The 22,797-nt window shown below is 65.1% G+C and carries 26 protein-coding genes; 10 read left to right on the top strand and 16 right to left on the bottom strand.

All coding sequences use genetic code 11. The annotated features are described in order from the left end of the window. Nucleotides 1-4: 4 nt before the first annotated feature. The 4 genes from ureE to NK214_RS12725 are packed head-to-tail and all read left to right on the top strand — an operon-like array spanning nt 5 to nt 2,446. Nucleotides 5-499 (top strand): urease accessory protein UreE, encoded by a 495-nt coding sequence (gene ureE, locus NK214_RS12740; protein WP_227108110.1) that lies wholly within the window; start codon nt 5-7, stop codon nt 497-499. Further along, nucleotides 496-1,176, top strand: coding sequence for an urease accessory protein UreF (locus NK214_RS12735; protein ID WP_253314666.1), 681 nt, complete (start codon nt 496-498; stop codon nt 1,174-1,176). The genes ureE and NK214_RS12735 overlap by 4 nt, the downstream gene beginning before the upstream one ends. 30 nt (nt 1,177-1,206) lie before the next feature. Continuing rightward, nucleotides 1,207-1,872, top strand: a complete 666-nt coding sequence (gene ureG / locus NK214_RS12730) for an urease accessory protein UreG (protein WP_253314665.1) — start codon at nt 1,207-1,209, stop codon at nt 1,870-1,872. Next, the gene (locus tag NK214_RS12725) at nt 1,856-2,446 is read left to right on the top strand and encodes a HupE/UreJ family protein (protein ID WP_253314664.1); all 591 of its coding nucleotides are present in this window, start codon (nt 1,856-1,858) and stop codon (nt 2,444-2,446) included. The genes ureG and NK214_RS12725 overlap by 17 nt, the downstream gene beginning before the upstream one ends. A 144-nt stretch (nt 2,447-2,590) precedes the next feature. On the opposite strand, the gene NK214_RS12720 is transcribed toward NK214_RS12725, so the two are convergent. From NK214_RS12720 to NK214_RS12705, 4 genes are all read right to left on the bottom strand, one after another. Then, on the bottom strand, nt 2,591-2,833 hold the full coding sequence (locus NK214_RS12720; RefSeq protein ID WP_253314663.1) for a hypothetical protein: 243 nt from the start codon (nt 2,831-2,833) through the stop codon (nt 2,591-2,593). A gap of 8 nt (nt 2,834-2,841) precedes the next feature. Then, on the bottom strand, nt 2,842-3,114 hold the full coding sequence (locus NK214_RS12715) for a hypothetical protein (RefSeq protein WP_107799305.1): 273 nt from the start codon (nt 3,112-3,114) through the stop codon (nt 2,842-2,844). Between the two features lie 120 nt (nt 3,115-3,234). Continuing rightward, the gene (locus tag NK214_RS12710) at nt 3,235-3,681 is read right to left on the bottom strand and encodes a hypothetical protein (protein WP_107799304.1); all 447 of its coding nucleotides are present in this window, start codon (nt 3,679-3,681) and stop codon (nt 3,235-3,237) included. A 166-nt stretch (nt 3,682-3,847) separates the two neighbouring features. After that, nucleotides 3,848-4,372, bottom strand: a complete 525-nt coding sequence (locus NK214_RS12705; RefSeq protein WP_107799303.1) for an ATP-binding protein — start codon at nt 4,370-4,372, stop codon at nt 3,848-3,850. A 227-nt stretch (nt 4,373-4,599) separates the two neighbouring features. On the opposite strand from NK214_RS12705, the gene NK214_RS12700 reads away from it, so the two are divergent. Continuing rightward, nucleotides 4,600-5,289 carry an SOS response-associated peptidase gene (locus NK214_RS12700; RefSeq protein ID WP_253314662.1) on the top strand — a complete coding sequence of 230 codons (690 nt, stop codon included), beginning with the start codon at nt 4,600-4,602 and terminating at the stop codon, nt 5,287-5,289. A 195-nt stretch (nt 5,290-5,484) separates the two neighbouring features. Here the strand turns inward: NK214_RS12700 and fumC are convergent, their stop codons facing one another. Next, the gene (gene fumC, locus NK214_RS12695; protein WP_235088845.1) at nt 5,485-6,864 is read right to left on the bottom strand and encodes a class II fumarate hydratase; all 1,380 of its coding nucleotides are present in this window, start codon (nt 6,862-6,864) and stop codon (nt 5,485-5,487) included. Nucleotides 6,865-7,188: 324 nt separating this feature from the next. On the opposite strand from fumC, the gene acnA reads away from it, so the two are divergent. Continuing rightward, nucleotides 7,189-9,861 (top strand): aconitate hydratase AcnA, encoded by a 2,673-nt coding sequence (gene acnA, locus NK214_RS12690; protein ID WP_253314661.1) that lies wholly within the window; start codon nt 7,189-7,191, stop codon nt 9,859-9,861. 77 nt (nt 9,862-9,938) lie between these two features. Here the strand turns inward: acnA and NK214_RS12685 are convergent, their stop codons facing one another. Further along, on the bottom strand, nt 9,939-11,027 hold the full coding sequence (locus NK214_RS12685; protein WP_253314660.1) for a polyamine ABC transporter substrate-binding protein: 1,089 nt from the start codon (nt 11,025-11,027) through the stop codon (nt 9,939-9,941). A gap of 380 nt (nt 11,028-11,407) precedes the next feature. Here NK214_RS12685 and NK214_RS12680 point away from each other — a divergent pair, with 380 nt between their 5' ends. Further along, complete coding sequence (locus NK214_RS12680) at nt 11,408-12,958, top strand: APC family permease (protein WP_253314659.1); 1,551 nt, start codon at nt 11,408-11,410, stop codon at nt 12,956-12,958. Between the two features lie 114 nt (nt 12,959-13,072). On the opposite strand, the gene NK214_RS12675 is transcribed toward NK214_RS12680, so the two are convergent. The 9 genes from NK214_RS12675 to NK214_RS25015 form a co-directional block, all read right to left on the bottom strand. Further along, nucleotides 13,073-14,704, bottom strand: coding sequence for a methyl-accepting chemotaxis protein (locus NK214_RS12675; protein WP_227108124.1), 1,632 nt, complete (start codon nt 14,702-14,704; stop codon nt 13,073-13,075). Between the two features lie 255 nt (nt 14,705-14,959). Beyond that, nucleotides 14,960-15,742, bottom strand: coding sequence for a peptidylprolyl isomerase (locus NK214_RS12670; protein WP_107799296.1), 783 nt, complete (start codon nt 15,740-15,742; stop codon nt 14,960-14,962). Between the two features lie 26 nt (nt 15,743-15,768). Further along, nucleotides 15,769-16,557: a peptidyl-prolyl cis-trans isomerase gene (locus NK214_RS12665; RefSeq protein ID WP_253314658.1), complete on the bottom strand. Its 789-nt coding sequence runs from the start codon at nt 16,555-16,557 to the stop codon at nt 15,769-15,771. 29 nt (nt 16,558-16,586) lie between these two features. Continuing rightward, on the bottom strand, nt 16,587-16,853 hold the full coding sequence (locus NK214_RS12660) for a BolA family transcriptional regulator (RefSeq protein WP_081544784.1): 267 nt from the start codon (nt 16,851-16,853) through the stop codon (nt 16,587-16,589). Further along, the gene (locus NK214_RS12655; RefSeq protein ID WP_227108128.1) at nt 16,850-17,152 is read right to left on the bottom strand and encodes a YciI family protein; all 303 of its coding nucleotides are present in this window, start codon (nt 17,150-17,152) and stop codon (nt 16,850-16,852) included. Before NK214_RS12655 ends, NK214_RS12660 begins: the two co-directional genes overlap by 4 nt. Further along, nucleotides 17,152-17,685: a septation protein A gene (locus NK214_RS12650; protein ID WP_107799293.1), complete on the bottom strand. Its 534-nt coding sequence runs from the start codon at nt 17,683-17,685 to the stop codon at nt 17,152-17,154. The genes NK214_RS12655 and NK214_RS12650 overlap by 1 nt, the downstream gene beginning before the upstream one ends. Nucleotides 17,686-17,800: 115 nt before the next feature. After that, the gene (locus NK214_RS12645; RefSeq protein WP_107799292.1) at nt 17,801-18,751 is read right to left on the bottom strand and encodes an SPFH domain-containing protein; all 951 of its coding nucleotides are present in this window, start codon (nt 18,749-18,751) and stop codon (nt 17,801-17,803) included. 5 nt (nt 18,752-18,756) lie between these two features. Further along, nucleotides 18,757-19,191 carry an NfeD family protein gene (locus NK214_RS12640; RefSeq protein WP_107799291.1) on the bottom strand — a complete coding sequence of 145 codons (435 nt, stop codon included), beginning with the start codon at nt 19,189-19,191 and terminating at the stop codon, nt 18,757-18,759. A 147-nt stretch (nt 19,192-19,338) separates the two neighbouring features. Next, nucleotides 19,339-19,467, bottom strand: a complete 129-nt coding sequence (locus NK214_RS25015) for a hypothetical protein (RefSeq protein WP_255411645.1) — start codon at nt 19,465-19,467, stop codon at nt 19,339-19,341. Between the two features lie 116 nt (nt 19,468-19,583). On the opposite strand from NK214_RS25015, the gene NK214_RS12635 reads away from it, so the two are divergent. Both NK214_RS12635 and NK214_RS12630 read left to right on the top strand, forming a co-directional pair. Next, nucleotides 19,584-20,171: a YigZ family protein gene (locus NK214_RS12635; RefSeq protein ID WP_227108130.1), complete on the top strand. Its 588-nt coding sequence runs from the start codon at nt 19,584-19,586 to the stop codon at nt 20,169-20,171. A 58-nt stretch (nt 20,172-20,229) separates the two neighbouring features. After that, on the top strand, nt 20,230-21,159 hold the full coding sequence (locus tag NK214_RS12630) for an exopolyphosphatase (RefSeq protein WP_107799289.1): 930 nt from the start codon (nt 20,230-20,232) through the stop codon (nt 21,157-21,159). Between the two features lie 85 nt (nt 21,160-21,244). On the opposite strand, the gene NK214_RS12625 is transcribed toward NK214_RS12630, so the two are convergent. Beyond that, nucleotides 21,245-21,907 (bottom strand): HAD family phosphatase, encoded by a 663-nt coding sequence (locus tag NK214_RS12625; protein WP_107799288.1) that lies wholly within the window; start codon nt 21,905-21,907, stop codon nt 21,245-21,247. Nucleotides 21,908-22,010: 103 nt separating this feature from the next. On the opposite strand from NK214_RS12625, the gene NK214_RS12620 reads away from it, so the two are divergent. Beyond that, complete coding sequence (locus tag NK214_RS12620; protein WP_227108134.1) at nt 22,011-22,658, top strand: ParA family protein; 648 nt, start codon at nt 22,011-22,013, stop codon at nt 22,656-22,658. The last annotated feature ends 139 nt before the right edge of the window (nt 22,659-22,797 follow it).

Genomic DNA, 22,797 nt, shown 5'->3' with positions numbered 1-22,797 from the left:
TGCCATGTTGTTGCTGACACGCCGCGCCGACGATGCGAGCGCCTGGGACGATGAGTTGCTGATGAGTTACGAACTGCGCGGCAAGCGCCGGCTGCGCACCCGCAGCGCCGCCGGCGAAGACTGCGGCCTGTTTCTGGAACCGGGGCCGCCGCTGGCCGACGGCGAGGTGTTGCAGGCCGAGGATGGCCGCCGGGTGAGGGTGGCGGCCGCGACGGAGTCCTTGCTGCATGTCTGTTGCGCCGACGCCGTCGCGCTGACCCGCGCCGCCTACCACCTGGGCAACCGCCATGTGCATCTGCAAGTGGGCGAGGGCTGGCTGCGGCTGTTGGACGACGAGGTGCTGGCGCGGATGCTGGAGCAGATGGGCGCGCAAGTGCGGAAAATCGACGCGCCGTTCCAGCCGGAGTCCGGCGCTTACGGCGGCGGCCACCATCACTCCCACGGCAAGGAGGCGGCCTTCCAGTATCCGCCGCGGCTGCATCAGTACGGCGCGGCATGAGCGCGCTGGCGCGGCTGCAACTGATGCGGCTGGCCAGCCCCGGCCTGCCTATCGGCGCTTATAGCTATTCGCAAGGGCTGGAGAGCGCGCTGGAGCTGGGCCTGGTGCATGACGCCGCCAGCGCCGCCGCCTGGCTGGGCGATGCGCTGCAAGGACCGCTGTCCCGTTTCGAAGCCGCGCTGCTGGCCCAGGCCTGGCGCGCGCTGGCCGCCGACGAGCAGCCGGCGCTGACGCGGATCAACCAGCAATTGCTGGCCAGCCGCGACAGCCGCGAACTGAGGCAGGAGACCGTGCAGATGGGGTATTCGCTGCGCCGCCTGCTGCAAGCGTTGCCGGAATGCGCCGGTTTGCCGTGGCCGGCCGGCCTGGAACAAGCGGAGCTGGCGCTGCCGGCGGTTTGGGCGCAGGCGGCGCGCGCCTTGGGCGTGGACGAGGCCGGCGCGGTGGACGCGTATCTATGGGGCTGGCTGGAGAACCAGGTCACGGTTCTGCTCAAGGCGATGCCGATGGGGCAGACGGCCGGCCAGCAATTATTGTCGGCCTTGTTGCCGGCGGCGGCCGCCGCCGGCGCCGAGGCGCGGCGGCTGCCGGCGGACCAACTGAGCAATTTCGCCCCCGGCCTCGCCTGGGCGGCGATGAAGCATGAAACCCAGTACAGCAGGCTGTTCCGGTCTTGAGCCGGAGGCCGCTATCTCAAGGAGAAAGCAATGAACACGACAGGACTCGCCCAGGGCCGCGGGCCGTTGCGGGTGGGCATAGGCGGGCCGGTGGGCTCGGGCAAGACCCATCTGACCTGGGCGCTGTGCGCGGCGCTGCGCGACAAATACAATGTCGCCGCCGTCACCAACGACATCTACACCCAGGAAGACGCCCAATTCCTGGTCCAGCACCAGGCGCTGGCGGCGGATCGCATCATCGGCGTCGAGACCGGCGGCTGCCCGCACACCGCCATCCGCGAAGACGCGTCCATCAATCTGGAGGCGGTGGCGCGGCTGAACGCGCGCCATCCCGGCCTAGACCTGATCTTCATTGAAAGCGGCGGCGACAATCTGGCCGCCACCTTCAGCCCGGAGCTGTCCGATCTGACGCTGTACGTGATCGACGTGTCCGCCGGCGACAAGATTCCGCGCAAGGGCGGGCCGGGCATCTGCAAGTCGGACCTGCTGGTGATCAACAAGATCGATCTGGCGCCGCTGGTGGGGGCCTCGCTGGAGGTGATGGCGCGCGACGCCGGCCGCATGCGCGGCGAACGGCCCTTCGTGTTCTCCAATCTCAAGCTTGGCCAGGGGCTGAACGACATCATCGCCTTCATCGAAACCCAGGGCATGCTGCAACTTGACCTCTCGGGAGCTGAAAATGACCTTTCTGCGTAAATTCACGCCGGCCGCGCTGGCGCTATTGCTGGCCAGCGGACTGGCCCAGGCTCACCCCGGCCACGCCGCCGCCGGCTTTTCCAGCGGCCTCGCGCACCCGTTTGGCGGGTTGGACCATTTGCTGGCCATGCTGGCGGTGGGTTTGTGGTCGTGGCGGCTGGGCGGCGCGGCTCGCTGGCAAGGGCCCTTGACCTTCATGGCCATGTTGGCCGCGGGCGGCGCGTTGGGCTGGCTGGGCGTGAGCGTGGCGGCGCTGGAAAGCGGCATCGCCGCCAGCGTGATCGCGCTGGGCCTGCTGCTGACCTTCGCCTTGCAGCCGCGGCGCGGCCTGGCCTTGGCGGCGATCACCGGCTTCGCCTTGCTGCACGGCGTCGCCCACGGCCAGGAAATGCCGCACGACGCCTCCGGCCTGGCTTACGCCGCCGGTTTCGTGCTGGCCTCCGGCCTGCTGCACGCGGCCGGCTTGCTGCTGGGACGGACGGAAACGCGCCTTGCCTTGGGCGAGCGGCTGGGGCGCGTCGCCGGCGGCGGCATCGCCGCGTGCGGAGTGTTGATGCTGGGCGGCTGGGTTTAAGCGGCTTCGTAAGCCGCTTCTAAGAACGTGTTTACGATCTCGCGAGCAAGAGCGAGACAAGGCGAAAACCGCTGAGAAATGAGTATTTCGAAGTGCTACTCGCCGCGCCCGGTTTCACGAAGCGCAGCAGATCGTAAACAGGTTCTAAGCGCGCGTCGCGGCGTCGCGGCCGGCCTGGGCCGCCCGCTCCAGGATCAGATCCAGCTCATTGTGGGCGTCCTGCGCCATCTCCGCCGCCAGCCGGCAGAGTTGGGCGATGTGCTCGCGCGTTTGAGAGTCAGCCGTTTCGTTCAGGCGTTCGATCGCGCGCATCAGCGAGGCCAGCGATTGCAGCGTGTCCATGGCGCTGGCGGCGACGGCGCGTTCCGCTTGAGTGGATAAGGGCATGGCGGCGTTCAAACGCTGAGCGCTTGCGGGCACACCTGGAGGCGCAGATTGGTGTGGCGCAGGCTGTAGCCGGTTTCCGCGCAGTAAAGCGCGCCGGTGTGGCGGTCCGCCCACAATCTCCGGCGCTGGATGCTGACCGCGCAGACCCGGCGCGGCAGCACGCCCTTGGGGGTGTGCAGCGCGGCCTTGACCACGGGCAGGGGTTTGAGCAGGCGCAGGCTCTCCACGGCGATGCAGCTGCCGTAGTCGGTAAGCCGGGGGCGAAGCGGCGGGAAGGTCATGCCAATCTCCATTCCTCACAAGGCGATCGGCATAGCCTATCAATAAAGATATTAAGCAACAATAACCACTAGGTTATCTACGGCGGAGTGTTGCGTATCGGCCCATGGCCGCGCGCCGGCTCATTCCGCCGCGCCGCCCGCCCAAGCGTCCGCCGGCTGCGGCTGAGGGGGCTCCTGAGTCAGCGCTTCCACCATGCCGCGCAGGCTGATCAGCGCTTTGCGGCTGAGAGTCTGCCCGCGCACGCCGCGATGCAGATCGTCGATCAACAACTGCAGCAAGGCGCGTTCCGACAGCGCGGCCTCGAACTCCGCCACCCGCGCGTGCAGCGGCGGCAGGGCGTCGATGTCGCCTTCCTGATCCAGCCAGTAGCGGGGCAGGTTCAGCCGGTTTTCGATGTGGCGGGCCAGGTGTTCTCCCATGCCGCGGCCGCTGGGAGCGTCCGAGAACAGGCGGTAGATTTGCGGAGGGCGGCGATCGATCAGCTCCGCGAGTCGGGAAACGGTTCCGTCAAAATCGCGTTCGATCAACAGGCCCAGCTTGTGGCGGCGGATTTCGGTGGTGTTCATGTTTGCTATTCAAGCCTAAATATATCCGGCTGGTAAGCTGTCATATGGTTATTGATTTATATATCCGACAGGCCATGCCTGGGGCGGAGGAGCGATCGCCGCCGCTTGCGCGGCCATGAAAAAACGCCGGCAAGCCGGCGTTTTTCGCAGGGACGGCAGGCGCGTTTCAAGCCTCGGCGCTGAGATGGGCCACGACGTTGAAGCCTTCCTGCGGGCTGGGCGGCACGAAGTAGCGGGTGATGTGGTCGAACTCCGCTTCGCTGACGCTGAACGGGTGGGAGCCCTTGGCGTTGCGCTGGCGCAAGCGCGCCTTGCAGGCCTCGTCGCTGACGTCCAGATGGTGCAGCTGGTGGGCGGCGCCGCTGGACTCGATCAGCTCGCGCATCCAGCGACGGCTGTCCAGGGTGTTGGCTGGCATGTCCAGCACCACGGACAGGCCCTGCCGCAGCAGAGCGGAGACATGGGGCGCCAGCGCGTCTTTCAGCGACTGCGAGCGGCGCACATAGTCGGTCAGCGTGCGGATCTCGCCGGGATAGAGCTTGGCCAGCCAGTCGTCTTCGCTGATCAGCACGGTGCGGGGCTGATCGGACAGGCGGCGGGTCAGCGTGGACTTGCCCGCCGCGATTTTGCCGCAAACCAAGTGCAGTGTCGCCTCAGTGGCCGTATCTTTGAATTGTTCATTGCTTGGCATGACAGTCTCCTTGGGAGAGGGGCATATATGAAAAAACCCGCCGGTTGGGGCGGGTTGCCGGGCTTCGTCTGGCCGCGCGCCAACCCGCCTCAAAAAAAGGCGTCAATCCAATCTTGGCTGGAGAAGGGGGCGAAACGGCGCATAGTGGCCTTATGGTGGCCGCTTGGGCCGGCCTTGTCAAACCGCTGAGGCGGGCCGGCCGGCGCGATATCCGGTAGACTGGACCGATGTGCGTCAATTATCTATGTCCCCATCCGGATCAACTGCCGTTGTTCGGCGTGGAGGCCGGCGAGCTGCTTTGGCAAGAAGAGGCCTGGCAGGATTACGCCGCGCCCTTCATCGTGGCCGGCCGCCGGGGCCTGGAGCCGCGGCTGGGCAATTACGGCCTGGTGCCCAAGCGTCATCAGCCGGACGGCATGCGGCTGTCCACCACCAACGCGCGTTCGGAAACCGTGGCCGAACTGAAAAACTTCCGCTACCCGTGGCGGGCCGGTCAGCGTTGCCTGGTGCCGATGCGGGCCTTTTTCGAACCATCGTATGAAAGCGGCCGCGCGGTGCGTTGGCGCATCGGCCTGGTCGACGACGCGCCGTTCGCGGTGGCCGGGCTGTGGCGGGCCTGGTCGGAGCCGGACGGTTCGATCAGCCACGCCTTCACCCAATTGACGGTCAACGCCGAGGCGCACGCGCTGATGCGCCGCACCCACAAGCCGGAGGACGAGAAGCGTTCGCTGGTGATTGTGCGGCCGGAGGATTACCAGGCCTGGCTGACGGCGCGGAGGCCGGAGGACGCGCAGCGCTTGCTGCGGCTGTATCCGGCGGAGGAGATGCGCGCCGAGGACGCGCCGCTGGCGCCGCGCCAGGGCGCGCCCAAGCCGGCGCCTCAGCCGCTGCCGCGAACCTTGGGTTTGTTCGACTGAACGCCGTATGAGCAAAGCCGCGAATGCTGGCGGGTATCGCTTATGGCTCCTCCCTCCCTACGCGCGGTGGTTTGCCATGGGTAGGGTGGGTGGAGCGTAGCGATATCCGCGCGGAGGACTGTCGCAGAAGCCTGGGGCAGCCAGGATGCGCGGTTTTCTGTGCGCCAAGCCAGGTTCAGCGCACTGAAAAAGAGCTTAGATCATCGCCTTCGGATCCACCCACTGATCAAACTGCTCCGCCGTCACATAACCCAGCTCCAGCGCCGCCTGCTTGAGGGTGCCGCCGTTGGCGTGGGCCAGCTTGGCGATGGCGGCGGCCTTGTCGTAGCCGATGTGCGGGTTGAGCGCGGTGACCAGCATCAGCGATTGCTCCAGCAATTGCTCGATGCGCGGGCGGTTGGCCTGCATGCCGCGCACGCAATGATGGTTGAGGCTGTCCATGCCGTCTGACAGCAGGCGCGCGCTTTGCAGGAAATTGTGGACGATCAGCGGCTTGAACACGTTCAATTCGAAATTGCCGGAGGCGGCGCCGATGGACAGCGCCACGTCGTTGCCCAGCACCTGGCAGCACAACATGGTCATCGCCTCGCACTGAGTGGGGTTGACCTTGCCCGGCATGATGGAGCTGCCCGGCTCGTTTTCCGGGATCAGCAATTCGCCCAGGCCGCTGCGCGGGCCGGAGGCCAGCCAGCGGATGTCGTTGGCGATCTTGATCAGCGCCGTGGCCAGTTGCTTGAGCGCGCCGTGGGAGTGCACCAGCGCGTCGTGGCCGGCCAGCGCGGCGAACTTGTTGCCGGCGCTGGCGAAGGGCAGGCCGCAGGCGCGATTGAGCTCCGCGGCCACGCGCGGGCCGAACTCCGGATGGGTGTTGAGGCCGGTGCCGACGGCGGTGCCGCCCACGGCCAACTGGTAGAGGCCGGGCAGCGCGGCGCGGACGGCGTGTTCGGCTTGCTCCAGCTGGTCCACCCAGCCGGACAGCTCCTGGCCCAGGGTCAGCGGAGTGGCGTCCTGCAAATGGGTGCGGCCTATCTTGACGATGTCGGCGAAGGCGGCCGCCTTGTCCGTCAGCGCGGCGCGCAGCCGGCCCAGCGCCGGCAGCAGCCTGTCGTGCACCGCGCGCGCGGCGGCCACGTGCATGGCGGTGGGGTAGATGTCGTTGGAGGACTGGCCGCGGTTGACGTCGTCGTTGGGGTGGACGAGCCGGCCCGGGCCGCGCTCGCCGCCCAGCAGTTCGGATGCGCGGTTGGCCAGCACCTCGTTCATATTCATATTGCTCTGAGTGCCGGAGCCGGTTTGCCATACCGACAGCGGGAAGGCGTCCGGATGTTTGCCGGCCAGGACTTCGTCGGCGGCGGCGGCGACGGCGTCGGCCTTGTCCGCCGGCAGTTTGCCCAGTTCGCGGTTGGCCAGCGCGGCGGCGCGTTTGACCTGGGCCAGCGCCAGGATCAGTTCCGGCGGCATGGTTTCGCTGGAGATGGCGAAGTGGCCGAGCGAGCGCTGGGTCTGCGCGCCCCACAGCGCGTTGGCGGGGACTTCGATGTCGCCGAAGGAATCGTGTTCTATTCTGTGTGTCATGGCATGCCTTTCGCACGGGAATGAGGTTTCGATTGTATGCTAAATGCAAGTTAAGGGCTGAACCATTGACCCTTTTCCCGGTCTGAACATGAGGCGGAGCGCCTCGGACAGACCGCTTGTCGAGGCGCTCCCATGGTTTTCGCCCTTGAGTGCGTGTTTACGATCCCGCGAGACCAGGCGAAAACCGCTAAGAAAGCAAAATGCGCAGGTGGCGCATGAGCGTTTCGAAGCGGGTTTCAAGGCCTTTGTCTAACATCCCGCCGCGGCGCGGCGGGTCGTAAACAGGTTCTTAGCTTGCATCTTGGCTTTCAACAGGAGTCCTTCATGTCGCTTCGTTCCGAATCCACTTTGCGTTCCTTTACCCTGGCCTCGGGCCAGTCCTGTCAATTCCATTCGCTGCCGGCGCTGGCGGAGCTGGGCGTCGGCGATGTCGGCCGGCTGCCGGTGTCGCTGCGCATCGTGCTGGAGTCTTTGCTGCGCCATCTGGACGGCCAGCGAGTAGCCGAGGAGCATGTGCGGCAGTTGGCCGGCTGGCGGCCGCAGGCGCCGCGCAGCGAGGAGATCCCCTTTGTGGTGGCGCGCATCGTGCTGCAGGATTTCACCGGCGTGCCGCTGCTGTGCGATCTGGCGGCGATGCGTTCGGTGGCCGAGCGCTTCGGCAAGCCGCCCAAGCGCATCGAACCGCTGGTGCCGGTGGACCTGGTGGTGGACCACTCGGTGCAGATCGACCACTTCCGCGAGAACAACGCCTTGGACCTTAACATGAAACTGGAATTCCGCCGCAACGCGGAACGCTACCGTTTCATCAAATGGGGGATGCAGGCCTTCGACACCTTCAAGGTGGTGCCGCCGGGCATCGGCATTGTCCACCAGGTGAACCTGGAGTATCTGGCGCGCGGAGTGTTGAGCAAGGGCGGGGTCTATTACCCGGACAGCCTGGTGGGCACGGACTCGCACACCACCATGATCAACGGCCTGGGCGTGGTGGGCTGGGGCGTGGGCGGCATCGAGGCGGAGGCCGGCATGTTGGGCCAGCCGGTGTATTTCCTGACGCCGGACGTGGTGGGCGTGCATTTGAAGGGCCGGCTGCGCGAGGGCGTGACCGCCACCGATCTGGTGCTGACCGTGACCGAAATGCTGCGCAAGGCGCAGGTGGTGGGCAAGTTCGTGGAGTTCTACGGCGCCGGCGCGGCCTCGCTGACTCTGCAGGACCGCGCCACGCTGGCGAACATGGCGCCGGAGTACGGCGCCACCATGGGCTTCTTCCCGCCGGACGAGCAGACCGCCGCCTATCTGACCGCCACCGGCCGCAGCGAGGCGGAAGTGGACGCGTTCCGCCGCTATTTCCAGGCGCAGCAAATGTTCGGCATGCCGCAGGAGGGCGAAATCGATTACAGCAGCGTGCTGGAGCTGGATCTGGCCACGGTCGCGCCCAGCGTGGCCGGCCCGCGCCGGCCGCAGGACCGCATCGCCCTGCCGGACTTGAAGACGCGTTTCAACGAGCTCTTGCACCAGCCGGCCAAAACCGGCGGTTACGGCAAGGCGGGCGCCGGCGGCTTCAGCGGCAAGCTGCGTCACGGTTCGGTGCTGATCGCGGCGATCACCTCTTGCACCAACACCTCCAACCCCGGGGTGATGCTGGCCGCCGGCCTGCTGGCGCAGAAGGCGGTGGCCAGCGGCCTGAGCGTGGCCGGTCACATCAAGACCTCGCTGGCCCCCGGCTCGCGGGTGGTGACCGACTACCTGGGCAAGGCGCATTTGCTGGCGCCGCTGGAGCAGCTGGGTTTCCGCGTAGCCGCCTACGGCTGCACCACCTGCATCGGCAACGCCGGCCCGCTGGAGCCGCAGCTGGAGAGCGAGGTCAGCGGGCAGGATCTGATCTGCGCGTCGGTGCTGTCCGGCAACCGCAACTTCGAGGCGCGCATTCATCCGGCGATCAAGGCCAACTTCCTGATGAGTCCGCCGCTGGTGGTGGCCTTCGCCATCGCCGGCCGGGTGGACATCGATCTGGAGCATGAGCCCTTGGGCGTCGGCGTGGACGGCAAGCCGGTGTATCTGCGCGATGTCTGGCCCAGCCAGCAGGAGGTGGGCGCCGCCTTGCTGCAAGCGACGGACGCGACCACGTATCGCCGCTTGTACCAGGATTTCGCCAGCGGCAACCCGCTGTGGAACGATATCGCCGCCAGCGCGGGCGAGGTCTATGGCTGGGAGGCGTCCAGCTATATCGCCGAACCGCCGTTCTTCCAGGATTTCGCGATGCAGCCCGCGCCGCAGCCGCCGATCCGCGGCGCGCGCGCCTTGGCGATCTTCGGGGATTCGGTGACCACCGACCACATCAGCCCGGCCGGTTCGATCAAGCCGAGCTCGCCGGCCGGCCTGTATCTGCAGGGGCAGGGCATCTCGCCCGGCGATTTCAACAGCTACGGCTCGCGGCGCGGCCATCACGAGGTGATGATGCGCGGCACTTTCGCCAATGTGCGCATCCGCAACCTGATGCTGGCGCCGGACGCCGACGGCAAGCCGGTGGAGGGCGGCCTGACCCTGCTGCAGCCGGACGGCGAGCAAATGGCCATCTACGACGCGGCGATGAGTTATGTGCGCGCCGGCACGCCCACGCTGATCTTCGCCGGCGAGGAGTACGGCACCGGCTCCAGCCGGGACTGGGCGGCCAAGGGCACGCGCCTGCTGGGCGTGCGCGCGGTGGTGGCCAAGAGCTTCGAACGCATTCACCGTTCCAATCTGGTGGGCATGGGGGTGTTGCCGCTGCAGTTCCTGGACGGGGACAGCGCCGCCGGCCTCAAGGGCGACGAAACCTTCGAGCTGCGCGGGCTGGAGGACGGCATCGCGCCGCAGCAGCGGGTGCATTTGCTGATCCGCGACGCCGCCGGCGGCGAACGCGAACTGCCCTTGCTGCTGCGCATCGACACGCCGGTGGAGGTGGATTACTACCGGCACGGCGGCATCCTGCCCTATGTGTTGCGCCAGTTGCTGGCTTGAGCGCCGACATCTGACCGCGTTTTAAAGCACAACAGCCGCTTTGAGCGGCTGTTGTGCTTTGGTGGAGCTGCGCGGCTTCAGCTGCGGCCCAGCTTGAAGTTTTGCCAGAAACGGCCGTAGATGCGCAGGGTTTCCTGACCCACGCTCTTTTGAATGAAGCTGTTTTTCAGGTCTTCGGAATTGGGGAAGATGGAGCGGTCGTTCAGGTACTGTTTGTTGACGAACTGCCGCGCCGGCAGGCTGCCCGGGGCGAAGGTCACGGTATTGGCGTTGTCCGCGGCGATCTTGGGTTCCAGGCTGTAGTTGATGAAGGACAGCGCGTTGGCCACGTTCTTGGCGTCCTTGGGGATGGCCATGCTGTCCACCCAGATGGCCACGCCCTGTTTGGGCATCAGCGGAACCACCTTGACGCCGTTCTTGGCGTCCGCAGCGCGGCGTTTGGCGATGTTGAGGTCGCCGCCGTAGCCCATGGCCAGGCAGACTTCGCCGCTGGCCATGTCGTTGATGTAGCCGGAGGAGGAGATGCGGGTGACGCTGGCGCGCATGGCGTTGAGCTGCGGCATGATGGCGCGGTAGTCGGCTTCCTTGGTGCTGCCCGGGTCCTTGCCGAAGTAGTGCAGCGCCATCGGGAAGAATTCGGACGGGGAGTCCAGAATGCTGACGCCGCAGGATTTGAGCTTGGACACGTACTCAGGCTTGAACAGCAGATCCCATTCATTGGCCGGCAGCTTGCCGCCCAGCGCTTTTTTGACCTTTTCCTCATTGATGCCCAGGGTGATCACGCCCCAGAAATACGGCACCGCGTATTTATTGCCCGGATCGGACACTTCCATCATTTTCAGCAGCGCCGGGTCTATGTTCTTGTAGTTGGGAATCTTGCTCTTGTCCAGCGGCTGAAACAGCCCGGCCTTGATGCCCAGGCCCAGCACATTATTGGACGGCACCACCAGATCGAAGCCGGAGCGGCCGGTCATCAGCTTGGCGTTCAGGGTTTCCATGCTGTCGTAGACGCTGTAATTGACCTTGACGCCGGTTTGCTTGCTGAAGGCCGGCACGGTGGTGGGAGCGATGTAGTCGGACCAGTTGTAGACGTTGACGGTATTGGCTTGGGCGTGGGCGGCGCCGGCGAGGCCGAACGCGAGCAGACAGTGCTTCCAGGTATTCATGTTCTCTTCCTTCTCTCTCTCTTTGCATGGTTATTTCCTGCGCCGTATCGCCAACGCGCGGCAGATCGTAAGCAGGTTCTTATGCGGCGGCCGGTAGGCCCGGCTCTGGCGCAAGGCGCCGGCGCGGGGCCGGATCTTGCCGAGCCAGCATATCGTCCCACGCTGGTGGCGTCTATTATTTTTGCCATTTGATGTTTTTGTGTTAATTATCTGCATACTCCATGCAACCACGCCTGACGCGCGCGGTCCTGCCATAAGCGGGACCGGCCGGCGGACACGGCGGGACGCGCGCATTCGCGACGGCGCTTGAGCGCCGACGCGGGCACATAACAAGGCGAGGGCCGACGTTGCGACGCGGCCCCGGACAAAGGAGATGCACCATGCGTAATGTTGACAACGCGCTGCCGGCCCCGGACGGGGGAGGCTTGAGCGCCAAGGGTTTGCCCGCCGGCTCCATCGGCATTCTCGGGCTGGTGGTGATCGGCATTTCCGTATGCGCGCCGGCGTACACGCTGACCGCCTCGCTGGGGCCGGCGGCCTCCCAGGTGGGCAAGCAGATGCCGGCGGTGTTTTTCGTCAGCTTCATTCCCATGTTGTTGGTGGCGATAGGCTACCGCGAGCTGAACCGCGAGATGCCGGACGCCGGGACGTCCTTCACCTGGGCCACGCGCGCCTTCGGGCCGTGGATAGGCTGGATCGCCGGCTGGGGGCTGGTGGTGTCCACGGTGCTGGTGCTGTCCAACACCGCCGCGGTGGCGATGGATTTCATGTATCTGGCCTTGGGCCAGGCGCTGGGGCGGCCGGACATCGCGGCCCTGCCTGACAACACGGTGGTGAACATCGTCTCCTGCCTTGGTTTCATGGCGGTGGCCACCTGGATTTCCTGTCGCGGCCTGCAATCCACCAAACGGGTGCAGTATGTGTTGGTGTCGTTCCAGGTGCTGGTGCTGGCCTGGTTCGCATGGGCGGCGTTCAGCGCCGCCGCCGACGGCGGCCATCCGTATTCCATTCCGGTGGAGTGGAGCTGGTTCAATCCCTTCGCCGTGGAAAGCTTTTCCCAATTCGCCGCCGGGGTGGCGGTGTCCATCTTCGCCTATTGGGGCTGGGACACGGTGGTGACCATCAGCGAGGAGACCACCGGCGACAAGCGCGCCAATCTGTCCGGCAAGGCCGCCACGCTGGTGATGGTGCTGCTGGTGGGCTCTTATGTGTTGATCAGCGCGGCGGTGGTGTCCTTCGCCGGCGTGGGCACGGACGCCACCGGCCTCGCCAACCCGGCCATCGCCGCCAATGTGTTCACCGCGCTGGCCGGGCCGGTGATGGGGCCGGCGGCCATTCTGCTGTCGCTGGCGGTGATGTCCAGTTCCGCGGCCTCCCTGCAGTCCACCTTTATGTCGCCGGCGCGCACCATGTTGGCGATGGGCCATTACCAGGCCTTGCCGGCCAGATACGCGGTGGTGGAGTCTCGCTTCAAGGCGCCGGCTTACGCCACCGTGGTGTCCGCGCTGGTGGCTTCGGCGTTTTACGCGGTGATGCGGGTCTTGAGCGAAAACGTGCTGTCCGACACCATTACCGCGCTGGGCATGATGGTGTGTTTCTATTACGGCCTGACGGCCTTTGCCTGCGTCTGGTATTTCCGCAAGCAGGCGCTGACTTCGGCGCGCCATTTCCTGTTGCGCGGCCTGTGCCCGGGGCTGGGCGGCGTCCTGCTGTTCGTCGCCCTGATCCGCACCACGCTGGACAGCATGGATCCGGCTTTCGGCAGCGGCTCGCATATCGGCGGCCTGGGTCTGGTGTTCATCCTGGGCGTGACGGTGGCCTTGGTCGGCCTGCTGCTCATGCTGTACATGTACCGCAAGCATCCGGCCTTCTTCCGCGGCGAGGTGCTGAAGAAGGGCACGCCTGTGTTCAGCTTCGACGAAAAAATCTGAGCATCTGTTTGCGATCTGCTGCGCGTCGGCGGGGTGGCGTTGAAACCCGCTGAGCGCGCGCAAATGAAAAGCCGCCCGGGAGGGCGGCTTTGATGTTTGACTCGCGCCGGCGGCTCAGATGCGGAAGAAACGCACCGCCTGATGCAGATTCTGGGCGATGTCGGACATCGAGCGCGAGCTGTCCGCCACATTGCTGACGATGGCGGTGTTTTCCTCGGCCATCTGCGCCACTTTCTCCATGTTCTGGGCAATCTCGGTGCTGGCCAGCTTTTGCTCCTGCACCGCGCTGACGATGGTGCCGGTGCTGTCGGTGGATTTGGCCACCGCCTGTTCGCCCTCTTGCAAGGCGGCTTCAACGGTGGAGACAAAGGATTGGCTGCTGCTCAGGGAGGCGAGGCTGCTGGTGATGGCGTCTTCCAGTTCCACCGACTGGGTGCCCAACACATGGGTGACCTGATCGATTTCCTTGGCGGATTCCGCCGAGCGTTCCGCCAGCACGCGCACTTCGTCGGCCACCACGGCGAAGCCGCGGCCCAGTTCGCCGGCGCGCGCGGCTTCGATGGCGGCGTTCAGCGCCAGCAGATTGGTCTGATCGGCGATGTCGCGCACCTGGCTGGTCATGCTGGTGATCTTGCGGGTGTTGGCGACGAAGTTCTTCACCGCTTCGGCGATGCCGTTGACCGCTTTCTCGACATTGTCGACTTCCTTGATCAGCAGGCTGAGCTGGGCGGTGCCGTTCTTGGCGGTGACCAGGCTGGTCTGCGCGTGTTCGCGCACTTCCTGGGCGGCTTCGGCCACGTGGCTGATGCTGACGGTGAGCTCTTCCACCGCGGCGGCGGAACTGGCGGCGGCCTGGCTTTGCTGATGGGAGGCGGTCAGCACCTGGTCGGCGGATTCGGACAGCTGGCCGGCCACGCTATTGGCTTCTTCCGCGCCTTGCTGGACGTTGCCGATGGCTTTCACCAGTTGTTCGCGCATATCGGCCAGCGCGGCGATAACCTGGGCCGGCTCGTCCTTGCCGTCCGGCTGCAGCTCGATGCGCAGATTGCCGGCGGCCACTTCGCGCGCGGCTTCCACCGCGCTGTTCAGCGGGCGGGTGATGGAACGGGTCAGCAGCCAGCCTATCAGCACGGCTGCGCCCAGGCAGATGGCGGTGATGGTCAGCGAGGTGGCGCGCACGGCGGTGGCGCTGGTTTCCGCGTCCTTGCGGCTGTCCTGGGCGCGGTCGGCCAGCGCCTTGCTGAGGGCTTCCACCTTTTGTTCCAGCTGGTGGATCAGCGGGCGGTGCTCCCCGACCATGAAGGCTTCCGCCTCCTTGTTCTGGTTGGCCATCGCCAGCGCCATCAGCTTTTTAGTGGGGGCGTCCAGCGCCTCCTGGGCCTGGCCCACGTCTTTGAGCAGGGCGGCGGTGGCCGGTATCGGCGGGAACTTGGTGAAGTGGTCTTCCAGCGCCTTTTCGGCGTTGTTGAAGGCCTTGATGGTCTGGTCGGTCTGCGCCTTGATCTCGGCCATCTTGGCCGGATCGGTTTCAATGATCAGATCGCGCGCGCCGATGCGCTGCTGCTGCAGGTGGTGATCCAGCTGAGCGACTATCAGCAAGGATTCCAGCCGGTTGTCGGTGATGTCCTCCATGCTGTCGCTGATGGAGGAGAGCCCGTTGAGCATGACCACACTCATGATCAGCACCAGGGCGATCAGCGCGCCGAAGGCGAGGGCGAGTCTTTGTCCAATGCGCAGGTTTTTCATCAGTTTGTCCCGTGGTGACTTTATTGTGGTGCTTCCAATTTAATATATTTATGAAGTGATCAAAAAGTGAATAATTACTTATAGGACAGCGGATAAATTTTTGGAGACGTTTTTGCGTCTTCGCGCAAAAACCATGGGCATGAGGCGGCGCGCCGGCGAGGCGGGCCGGGGCGCGGCACGGCGGCGGCGCTTATGCGACGGGTATGAAAAAAGCGGACCGGGGTCCGCTTGCTCGGGCTTGCCGCGTTTTGCGGCTTACTTCTGGATTTGCGCCTTGGCTTTCAGCTCGGCGATCAGCTTTTCCACGCGGCCGCCCATGATGCGCTGGGTCAGCTGCGGGCGGATGTCGTCCAGCGCCGGCACATTGCGTTGCACGCGGGCGTCGTCCAGCTTGATCACGTGCCAGCCGAACTCGGTCTTCACCGGCTTGGCGGTCACTTCGCCCTTGGACAGCTTGGTCATGGCTTCGGAGAACGGCGCCACGAAGGTGCCGGCTTCCTGCCAGTCCAGATCGCCGCCCTTGTCCTTGCTGCCCGGATCCTGGGACTTCTCCTTGGCCAGCTTGTCGAAAGACTTGCCTTTCTTCAGCGCGTCGATCACCGCCTTGGCTTCGGCCTCGGTCTTCACCAGGATGTGGCGAGCGTGGTATTGCTTGGTTTCCGGCACGCTGGCCACCAGCTTGTCGTATTCGGCTTTCAGATCGGCGTCGCTGACCGGATTGGACTTTTCATAATCCTTGATCAGGCGGTTGGCCAGCGCCATCGCTTGCATATTGGCCAGTTCGGCGGCGAATTCCGGCGACTTGTCCAGACCCTTCTTCACGGCTTCCTGGCGCAGCACTTCGGCGGTGACCAGTTGATCCTTGACCATGTCGCGCGCTTGCGGGTTGGCCGGCTGGCCCTGGGCTTCCATCATCTTGACCACGGCGTCGATGCGGGCGTCGGTGATGGCCTGGCCGTTGACGACCGGGCCGGCAACCACGATGGCGCTGCCGGCGAAGGCGGCGACGAGGGCGCTGGTCAGCAAGATTTTACGCATATTCTTAGATGTCCTGATGGGTTGGTTTATTGGATCTTGGCCTTGGCGCGCAGGTCTTCCACTGCCTTGGCGATGGCTTCTTCTTGCAGTTGGCGGCCGATTTGCGGCTTGGCCTCATCCAGCGACGGAAGCTTGGCGTCACGAATGTCTTCCACCTTGAACACATGCCAGCCCAGCGGGGACTGGTAGGGCTTGCCGCTGGTCTGGCCTTTGCGGATGTCTTTCAGCGCGGCGGCCAGCGGCGGGTCCATGCGGTTGAGGTTGCCCCAGCCCATTTCGCCGTTGCTTTGCTTGGCGTTGGGGTCGATGGAGCGGGTCTTCACCAGTTCGTCGAACTTGGCACCTTTTTTCAGATCGGCGATCGCCTTCTGCGCGTCGGCCTCGCTCTTCAGCGTGATCTGGCGCGCGTGGACTTCCTTGCTGCCGGTCTGCTGGGCGGCGAGCTTGTCGTAGACGCCCTTGATCTGAGCGTCGGTCACCGGCGCTTGTTTGGCGATGTCGGCGAACAGCGCTTCGCGCAGCATTTCATTGCGGATGTCGTCCAGGCGCTGGGTGAACAGCGGCTGCTTGTCCAGCTGGCGCTTGCGCGCTTCCTGCAGAATCACTTCGCGGGTGATCAGCGAGGTTTTCAATTGCTCGCGCAGCTCAGGGTTGTCCTGGGCCTTGCCGCCGCTGCTTTGCACGATGTTGGCGACGGCCGCGTCCAGTTCCTTCTTGTCGATGGCGGTGCCGTTGACCACGGCGATGGATTCCGCGGCGGCGGGCAGGGCGACGGAGGCGGCCAGCGCGAGGGCGGCGATGCGGGAAAGCTTCATGGGGTATCTATCCTTCTTATGGAATCAAGTCAGATTTCTTCTGGCGTGAACGCTCTGATGGCCAGAGCGTGCACCTTGGTTTGCATCAAGTCGCCCAGCGTTTCGTAGATCAGCCGGTGGCGATGCACGCGGCTCAATCCCTGAAAGCGGGCGCTGACGATGGTTAGCGTGTAATGTCCGCCGCCGTCGCGCGCGCCGGCGTGTCCGGCGTGCAAGGCGCTGTCGTCCTGGATGTCCAGGTGTTCCGGCGTCAAGGCCTGCAAGGCGGCGCTGAGCAGTTCAACCGTGGCGCTCATTGGGGAAACACCTTGAGGAAGGGTTTGACGCTGACGTCGGCGTAGACGCCGGCCGCCACGTAGGGGTCGGCGTCGGCCCAGGCCTGGGCGGCGTCCAGCGATTCGAATTCCGCGACGATCAGGCTGCCGCTGAAACCGGCCGGGCCGGGGCTGGCGCTGTCGATGGCGGGACAGGGGCCGGCCAGCACAAGGCGGCCGGCGTCCTGCAGCGCCTGCAAGCGCGCCAGGTGGGCCGGGCGGGCCTCCAGCCGGCGCGGCAGCGAATCTTCATGATCTTGGCCGATGATGGCGTAAAGCATTATTTCTTTTCCTCAATGTATTTGGCGAGGAACAGGCTTTGGGCGATGACGAAGGCCAGCATCAGGCCCAGGCCGCCAAACAGTTTGAAATTGACCCAGACGTCTTCGCTGAAGCGATAGGCGACAAAGAGGTTGAGCGCGCCCATGAAGGCGAAGAAGCCCACCCAGGCCCAGGTCAGCTTGCGCCAGACCGGGGCCGGCAATTGCAGCTGCTGGCCCATCATCAGCTTCAGGCCGTTCTTGCCCAGGAAGTCGCTGATCAGCAGGCCGGCGCCCATCACCCAGTACAGCACGGTGGGCTTCCACATGATGAAGTGCTTGTCGTGCAGCAGCAGGGTGGCGCCGCCCAGCACCACGATCAGGCCCAGGCTGACCCACTGCATGGTGTCCACCTTGCGGTGGCGCAGCCAGGTCCAGCCCACCAGCAAGGTGGTGGCGGCGATGGCGACGCCGGTGGCGATGAACATGTCGCGGCTCAGCCAGTAAGTGGCGAAGAACAGGACGACGGGAAACAGGTCGGTGAAGAATTTCATGCGCACGATTATGGGGGCGGCCCGGCGGATATTCAAGCCGGGCAAGGGTTGAAGAGTGAGGTGCGGGTTCTTGATCCGGCCGGCGCCCGCGAACGGGGCGCCGCCGGAGCGGCCTTTAACGCGGGGCCTGGGTCTGCTTGACCACGCTCATCGCGCTGGCCACCAGCGAACCGACGTCGGCGACGTTGGCCGGCAGGATGATGGTGTTGTTTTCCTTGGCCAGTTTGCCGAAGGCGGCCACGTATTGTTCGGCCACTTTCAGGTTGACCGCTTCCAGGCCGCCCTCGGTGTGGATGGAGCTGGCCACGCGCTTGATCGCGTCGGCGGTGGCGTCCGCCACCAGACGCAGCGCTTCGGCCTCGCCCAGCGCCTTGTTGATGGCGGCTTGCTTGTCGCCCTCGGAGTTGTTGATGGTGGCCTGCATCTCGCCCTGGGACTTTTGGATCGCCGCTTCGCGCGAGCCGTTGGCCAGGTTGATCTGCTCCATCTTCAAGCCTTCGGACTGGGCGATGCGCGCGCGCTTCTCCCGTTCCGCGGTGATCTGCGCCTGCATCGCGTGCAGGATGTCCTGCGGCGGCACCAGGTCCTTGATCTCGTAGCGCAGCACTTTCACGCCCCAGTTGACCGCGGCCTCGTCCAGCGCCGCCACCACGGTCTGGTTGATCTCGTCGCGTTCCTCAAAGGTCTTGTCCAGCTCCATCTTGCCGATCACCGAGCGCAGCGTGGTTTGCGACAGCTGGGTGATGGCGATGATGAAGTTGCTGGTGCCGTAGGAGGCGCGCTGGGCGTCGGTCACCTGGAAGTAGAGGATGCCGTCCACTTTCAGCTGGGTGTTGTCGCGGGTGATGCAGACCTGGCTGGGCACGTCCAGCGGCACTTCCTTCAAGCTGTGCTTGTAGGCGATGCGGTCGATGAAGGGAATGATGATGTTGAGGCCGGGCGCCAGGGTGCCGTGATAGCGGCCGAGGCGTTCGACGATGTAAGCGTTCTGCTGCGGCACCACGGCCAGCGATTTGAACACGAAAACGATGACGGCGGCGAGCAGGATCAGGGGCAGGAGTTCCATGGGTCTTATTGTTCCGGTTGGGTTGAACTGATTTTGAGCAGATTGCCGTCGCGGCCGACGATGTAGGCGGTGGCGCCGGCTTCCAGCGCGGCGCCGTCGACGGGGGACGCGTCCCAGGCCGCGCCGCGGTATTGCACGCGGACGTGGCCGGCGGGGGAGGCGTGGAGGATTTGCACCGGCTGGCCCAGATCGGGATCGTCCGCGCGCGGCTGGGCGGCGGCGGACGGATGACGGCGCTTGTAAGCGTAAACCAGCGCCACGCCGATCACGCCGGCAAGGCTGGCGATCACGTATTGGCTGGCCTCGGCCGCGCCCAGCCAAGCGGCAGCGCCGCCGCACAGCATGGCGACGGCGACGACCAGCAGGTAAAAGGTGCCGGAGAAGAACTCGGCGATCAGCGCGATCAGCGCGCTGGCAATCCAGATGGCGGTTAGCGGCAAAACAATGCCCTTGTCAAATTGAAGCGCTCATTTTCATGCCATCGCCGCGGAATGACAAGCGAGCGGGCGTCGACCGTGAAAAAAACAGGCGGACGCCTAGAACCGGTTTACGGTCTCGCTCTTGCTCGCGAGACCCTGAACCGGTTCTCAGACATGATCCTTGTCCGGCAGATAATGAGACAGGCGAGCCTCTTCCTCCTCATCCAGCCAGAATTTGTCCAGCATGAACCAGACCACGGCAAGCAGCGAAGCGAGCACGACAAGCAGGATGATCATGGCTTTGGCTCCTCTAAGGTGAACAAGGCGCATTCCCGTTTTCATTGTAGTGCTTGCCCGGGCGCTTTGCCGGCGCTGGGGTACAATCCACTCCTTCGGACAGTCAGAGGGACGGAATGTTCCATTTGCAAGCGTCGGCCCAGGCCGAGATCGAAATCAAGAAGAGCCGCTTCATCGGCATCGTGCAGCCGGTGAGCAGCCGGGAAGAGGCGTTGGCGCGGCTGGCGGAGATCCGCGCGCAATGGCCGGACGCGCGCCATTATTGCGCGGTGCTGCTGTGCGGGGCGGATTCCATGCTGGACGACGACGGCGAGCCTTCCGGCACCGCGGCGCGGCCGATGTACAACGTGTTGCGGCATAAGGACGTTTGCGATGTGCTGGCGGTGGTGGTCCGTTATTTCGGCGGAATTAAATTGGGTGCGGGCGGCTTGGTCAGAGCCTACACTCAAGCTGTCAACGCCGCGATGGACGCGGCCAGCCTGACGGCGGTGGTGCCGCGCGGCGATTACGCGGCGACGGTGGATTTCGCCGGCGAGGCGCGGCTGCGCCATTTGTGCCAAGAACTGGGCGTGCCGGTATCGGCGCCCGTTTACGGCGAGCGGGTGAGCTTGACGCTGAGCCTGCCGCTTGCGGAGGCGGAGGCCTTGCTGGCGGCGTTGACGGACGGGATGGCCGGCGCGCTGGAGGTGTCGCCGGCCGACTGAGGCGCCGTACGGCGCGGGCGGGGCCGCGCCGGCCCTTCAAGAGGGAGAGAGGGAACTCATGTCGCAACAGCAATATCGCCTGGTGACGCGCAGCGATTTCGACGGACTGGTGTGCGCGGTGCTGCTCAACGAACTGAATATGATCAACGAGATCAAGTTCGCCCACCCCAAGGACATGCAGGACGGCAAGGTGGAGATCACCGAGAACGACATCACCACCAACCTGCCTTACGTGGCGGCGGCGCACCTGGTCATCGACCACCATCTTTCCGAAACCCTGCGCAATTCCAGCGCGGACAATTACGTGATCGACCCCAAGGCGCCGTCGGCGGCGCGGGTGGTGTACAAGCACTTTGGCGGCAAGCAGGTGTTTCCCAATATCAGCGACGAGATGATGGAGGCGGTGGACAAGGCGGATTCCGCGCAGTACACCTTGCAAGAAGTGCTGCATCCGTCCGGCTGGGTGTTGCTCAACTATCTGATGGACGCGCGCACCGGCCTGGGGCGCTTCAAGGAGTTCCGCATCAGCAATTACCAGCTGATGCTGGACTTGATCCGTTATTGCCGCGACCACAGCATCGATCAAATCCTGGCCTTGCCGGACGTGCAGGAGCGGGTGGAGCTGTACGCCAAGCACGAGGCGCTGGCCAAGGAGCAGATCCGGCGCTGTTCCCGCGTCTACGGCAATCTGGTGGTGCTGAATCTGCTGCATGAGGACGTGATCCATCCCACCAACCGCTTCATGATTTACGCGCTGTTCCCGGACTGCAATATCTCCATCCACCAGCTATGGGGCGTCAATCGGCAGAACACGGTGTTCGCGGTGGGCAAGTCCATCATCAACCGCAGCTCGCGCACCAATGTGGGCGCGCTGATGCTGCAGTACGGCGGCGGCGGCCATGAGGCGGCCGGCACCTGCCAGGTGGGCAACGACCAGGCCGAAGATGTGCGCGACGAGCTGGTCGCGCGCATCCGCGGCCACGGCTGAAAGCCCGTTGACGATGGTGCGCGTTAAGGCGTGGCGAGGCGGCTGAACTCGCCGTGCCGCGCTTCATCACGCGCCGCAGCTCATATCAGGCTAGCTGTTGCAGCACTTCCAGCGCCTGGTGCAGATCCTGGCATACCGCCAGCGCGTGATGGGTCTGGTCCGCCGGCGGCGTGACCAGGTCCGGCACCAGAATCACCCGCATGCCGGCGGCGACGCCGGCGTGCAGGCCGTAGATCGAGTCTTCCAGCACCACGCAGCGCAGCGGATCGACGCCCAGCTTGCGCGCGGCGGCCAGGTAGACGTCCGGCGCCGGCTTGGTGTGGGCGACTTCGTCGCCGGCCACCACGGTGTCGAAATAACGCGATAGCCCGGTGCGGCCCAGCTTGATGTCCGCCAGCTGACGCTGGGTGGACGTGGCCACCGCGCGCGGCAGGTTTTGTCCGCGCGCCCAGTCCAGCAGCGCCTCGATGCCGCGCTTCAGCGGAATCTCCTCATGTTCCAGCATCTGCCAGTAATGCCGGCGGCCCACATTCTGCAGCGCGACGGCGTCGTCCTGGCTGCCCAGCCTTTCACTGAGGAATTCGGTGCAGCGGCGCATGGACAGGCCCACCATGTCCAGCAGCAGCTGATCGCTGAGCGTCATGTCCAGTTCGTCGGCGGCGCGGCGCCAGGACTCCATGGAAATTCTTTCGGTGTCTATCATCAAACCATCCATGTCGAACAGGATGGCGTCATAGTTTTGCGGCATGCGGACTCCTTTTCCGGGCTTCGACCTTAACCCGATCGCCCGGCTGCGGCAAGCGCTTCCCCTCTGGTATAGTGGGCCATCGCAAACGGCAGAGGAGGCGGATGTGCAATCGGTATTGGTGGCCAACCCCAAGGGCGGCAGCGGCAAATCGACCTTGGCGACCAATCTGGCCGGCTATTACGCCGCGCGCGGCAAGCGCGTGATGCTGGGCGATGTGGACCGGCAGCAATCCTCGCTGGGCTGGCTGGCGCAACGCGACGCGGCGTTGCCTTCCATCGCCGGCTGGGAGGTCAAGGCCGGAGAAGCGGCGCGGCCGCCCAAGGGCACGGAGGTGGTGGTGCTGGACAGCGCCGCGGGCCTGCACGGCAAAAAGCTGGCGGCCCTGGTGTCCCGGGTGGAGCGCATCCTGGTGCCCATCCAGCCGTCGCCGTTCGACATGTGGGCGAGCGAGGCTTTTTTCGAACAGCTGCTGGAAGAGAAGGCCATCCGCAAGAACAAGGCTTTCATGGCGGTGGTGGGCATGCGGGTGGACCCGCGCACCCGCTCCGCGCGCGAACTGGAGAAATTCCTGGCGGAGCATCAGGTGCCGGTGCTGACCTGGCTGCGCGACACTCAGCTTTACGTGCAGGCGGCGTCCAGCGGCTTGTCCCTGTTCGACCTGCCGCCGTCGCGCGCGCAGCGCGACCGCGAGGCCTGGCAGCCTCTGCTCAACTGGCTGGGCGAGGAGGACGGCAGCTGGTGCGACAAATGAAATGTTTTGTCTTGATCTGAAATAAAATTGCTTGACGTGAAGAAACCTGCGGCGTAAGGTGTGCCGGTAAGTGCGTGCGAGCCAAACGAGAGCGTCGCAGGGGACACTGTAAACGGGAGCCGTCGGGCTCCCGTTTATG

Origin of the sequence: Chromobacterium sp. S0633 (assembly GCF_024158805.1) — a bacterium.
Taxonomy (GTDB): Bacteria; Pseudomonadota; Gammaproteobacteria; order Burkholderiales; family Chromobacteriaceae; genus Chromobacterium.
Note: the sequence above shows the minus strand (reverse complement) of the source record. Positions and strands in the feature narration are given on the sequence as shown.

Coding starts and splice junctions, on each gene's coding strand:
- NK214_RS12700 (WP_253314662.1), top strand. CDS start 4,600: ATGTGCGTCAATTATCTATGTCCCCATCCGGATCAACTGCCGTTGTTC.
- NK214_RS12665 (WP_253314658.1), bottom strand. CDS start 16,557: ATGAAGCTTTCCCGCATCGCCGCCCTCGCGCTGGCCGCCTCCGTCGCC.
- NK214_RS12660 (WP_081544784.1), bottom strand. CDS start 16,853: ATGAGCGCCACGGTTGAACTGCTCAGCGCCGCCTTGCAGGCCTTGACG.
- NK214_RS12720 (WP_253314663.1), bottom strand. CDS start 2,833: ATGCCCTTATCCACTCAAGCGGAACGCGCCGTCGCCGCCAGCGCCATG.
- NK214_RS12675 (WP_227108124.1), bottom strand. CDS start 14,704: ATGAAAAACCTGCGCATTGGACAAAGACTCGCCCTCGCCTTCGGCGCG.
- NK214_RS12715 (WP_107799305.1), bottom strand. CDS start 3,114: ATGACCTTCCCGCCGCTTCGCCCCCGGCTTACCGACTACGGCAGCTGC.
- NK214_RS12735 (WP_253314666.1), top strand. CDS start 496: ATGAGCGCGCTGGCGCGGCTGCAACTGATGCGGCTGGCCAGCCCCGGC.
- NK214_RS25015 (WP_255411645.1), bottom strand. CDS start 19,467: ATGATCATCCTGCTTGTCGTGCTCGCTTCGCTGCTTGCCGTGGTCTGG.
- NK214_RS12685 (WP_253314660.1), bottom strand. CDS start 11,027: ATGAATACCTGGAAGCACTGTCTGCTCGCGTTCGGCCTCGCCGGCGCC.
- NK214_RS12670 (WP_107799296.1), bottom strand. CDS start 15,742: ATGCGTAAAATCTTGCTGACCAGCGCCCTCGTCGCCGCCTTCGCCGGC.
- NK214_RS12635 (WP_227108130.1), top strand. CDS start 19,584: ATGTTCCATTTGCAAGCGTCGGCCCAGGCCGAGATCGAAATCAAGAAG.
- acnA (WP_253314661.1), top strand. CDS start 7,189: ATGTCGCTTCGTTCCGAATCCACTTTGCGTTCCTTTACCCTGGCCTCG.
- NK214_RS12725 (WP_253314664.1), top strand. CDS start 1,856: ATGACCTTTCTGCGTAAATTCACGCCGGCCGCGCTGGCGCTATTGCTG.
- NK214_RS12650 (WP_107799293.1), bottom strand. CDS start 17,685: ATGAAATTCTTCACCGACCTGTTTCCCGTCGTCCTGTTCTTCGCCACT.
- NK214_RS12625 (WP_107799288.1), bottom strand. CDS start 21,907: ATGCCGCAAAACTATGACGCCATCCTGTTCGACATGGATGGTTTGATG.
- NK214_RS12710 (WP_107799304.1), bottom strand. CDS start 3,681: ATGAACACCACCGAAATCCGCCGCCACAAGCTGGGCCTGTTGATCGAA.
- fumC (WP_235088845.1), bottom strand. CDS start 6,864: ATGACACACAGAATAGAACACGATTCCTTCGGCGACATCGAAGTCCCC.
- NK214_RS12645 (WP_107799292.1), bottom strand. CDS start 18,751: ATGGAACTCCTGCCCCTGATCCTGCTCGCCGCCGTCATCGTTTTCGTG.
- ureE (WP_227108110.1), top strand. CDS start 5: ATGTTGTTGCTGACACGCCGCGCCGACGATGCGAGCGCCTGGGACGAT.
- NK214_RS12680 (WP_253314659.1), top strand. CDS start 11,408: ATGCGTAATGTTGACAACGCGCTGCCGGCCCCGGACGGGGGAGGCTTG.
- NK214_RS12655 (WP_227108128.1), bottom strand. CDS start 17,152: ATGCTTTACGCCATCATCGGCCAAGATCATGAAGATTCGCTGCCGCGC.
- NK214_RS12630 (WP_107799289.1), top strand. CDS start 20,230: ATGTCGCAACAGCAATATCGCCTGGTGACGCGCAGCGATTTCGACGGA.
- NK214_RS12705 (WP_107799303.1), bottom strand. CDS start 4,372: ATGCCAAGCAATGAACAATTCAAAGATACGGCCACTGAGGCGACACTG.
- ureG (WP_253314665.1), top strand. CDS start 1,207: ATGAACACGACAGGACTCGCCCAGGGCCGCGGGCCGTTGCGGGTGGGC.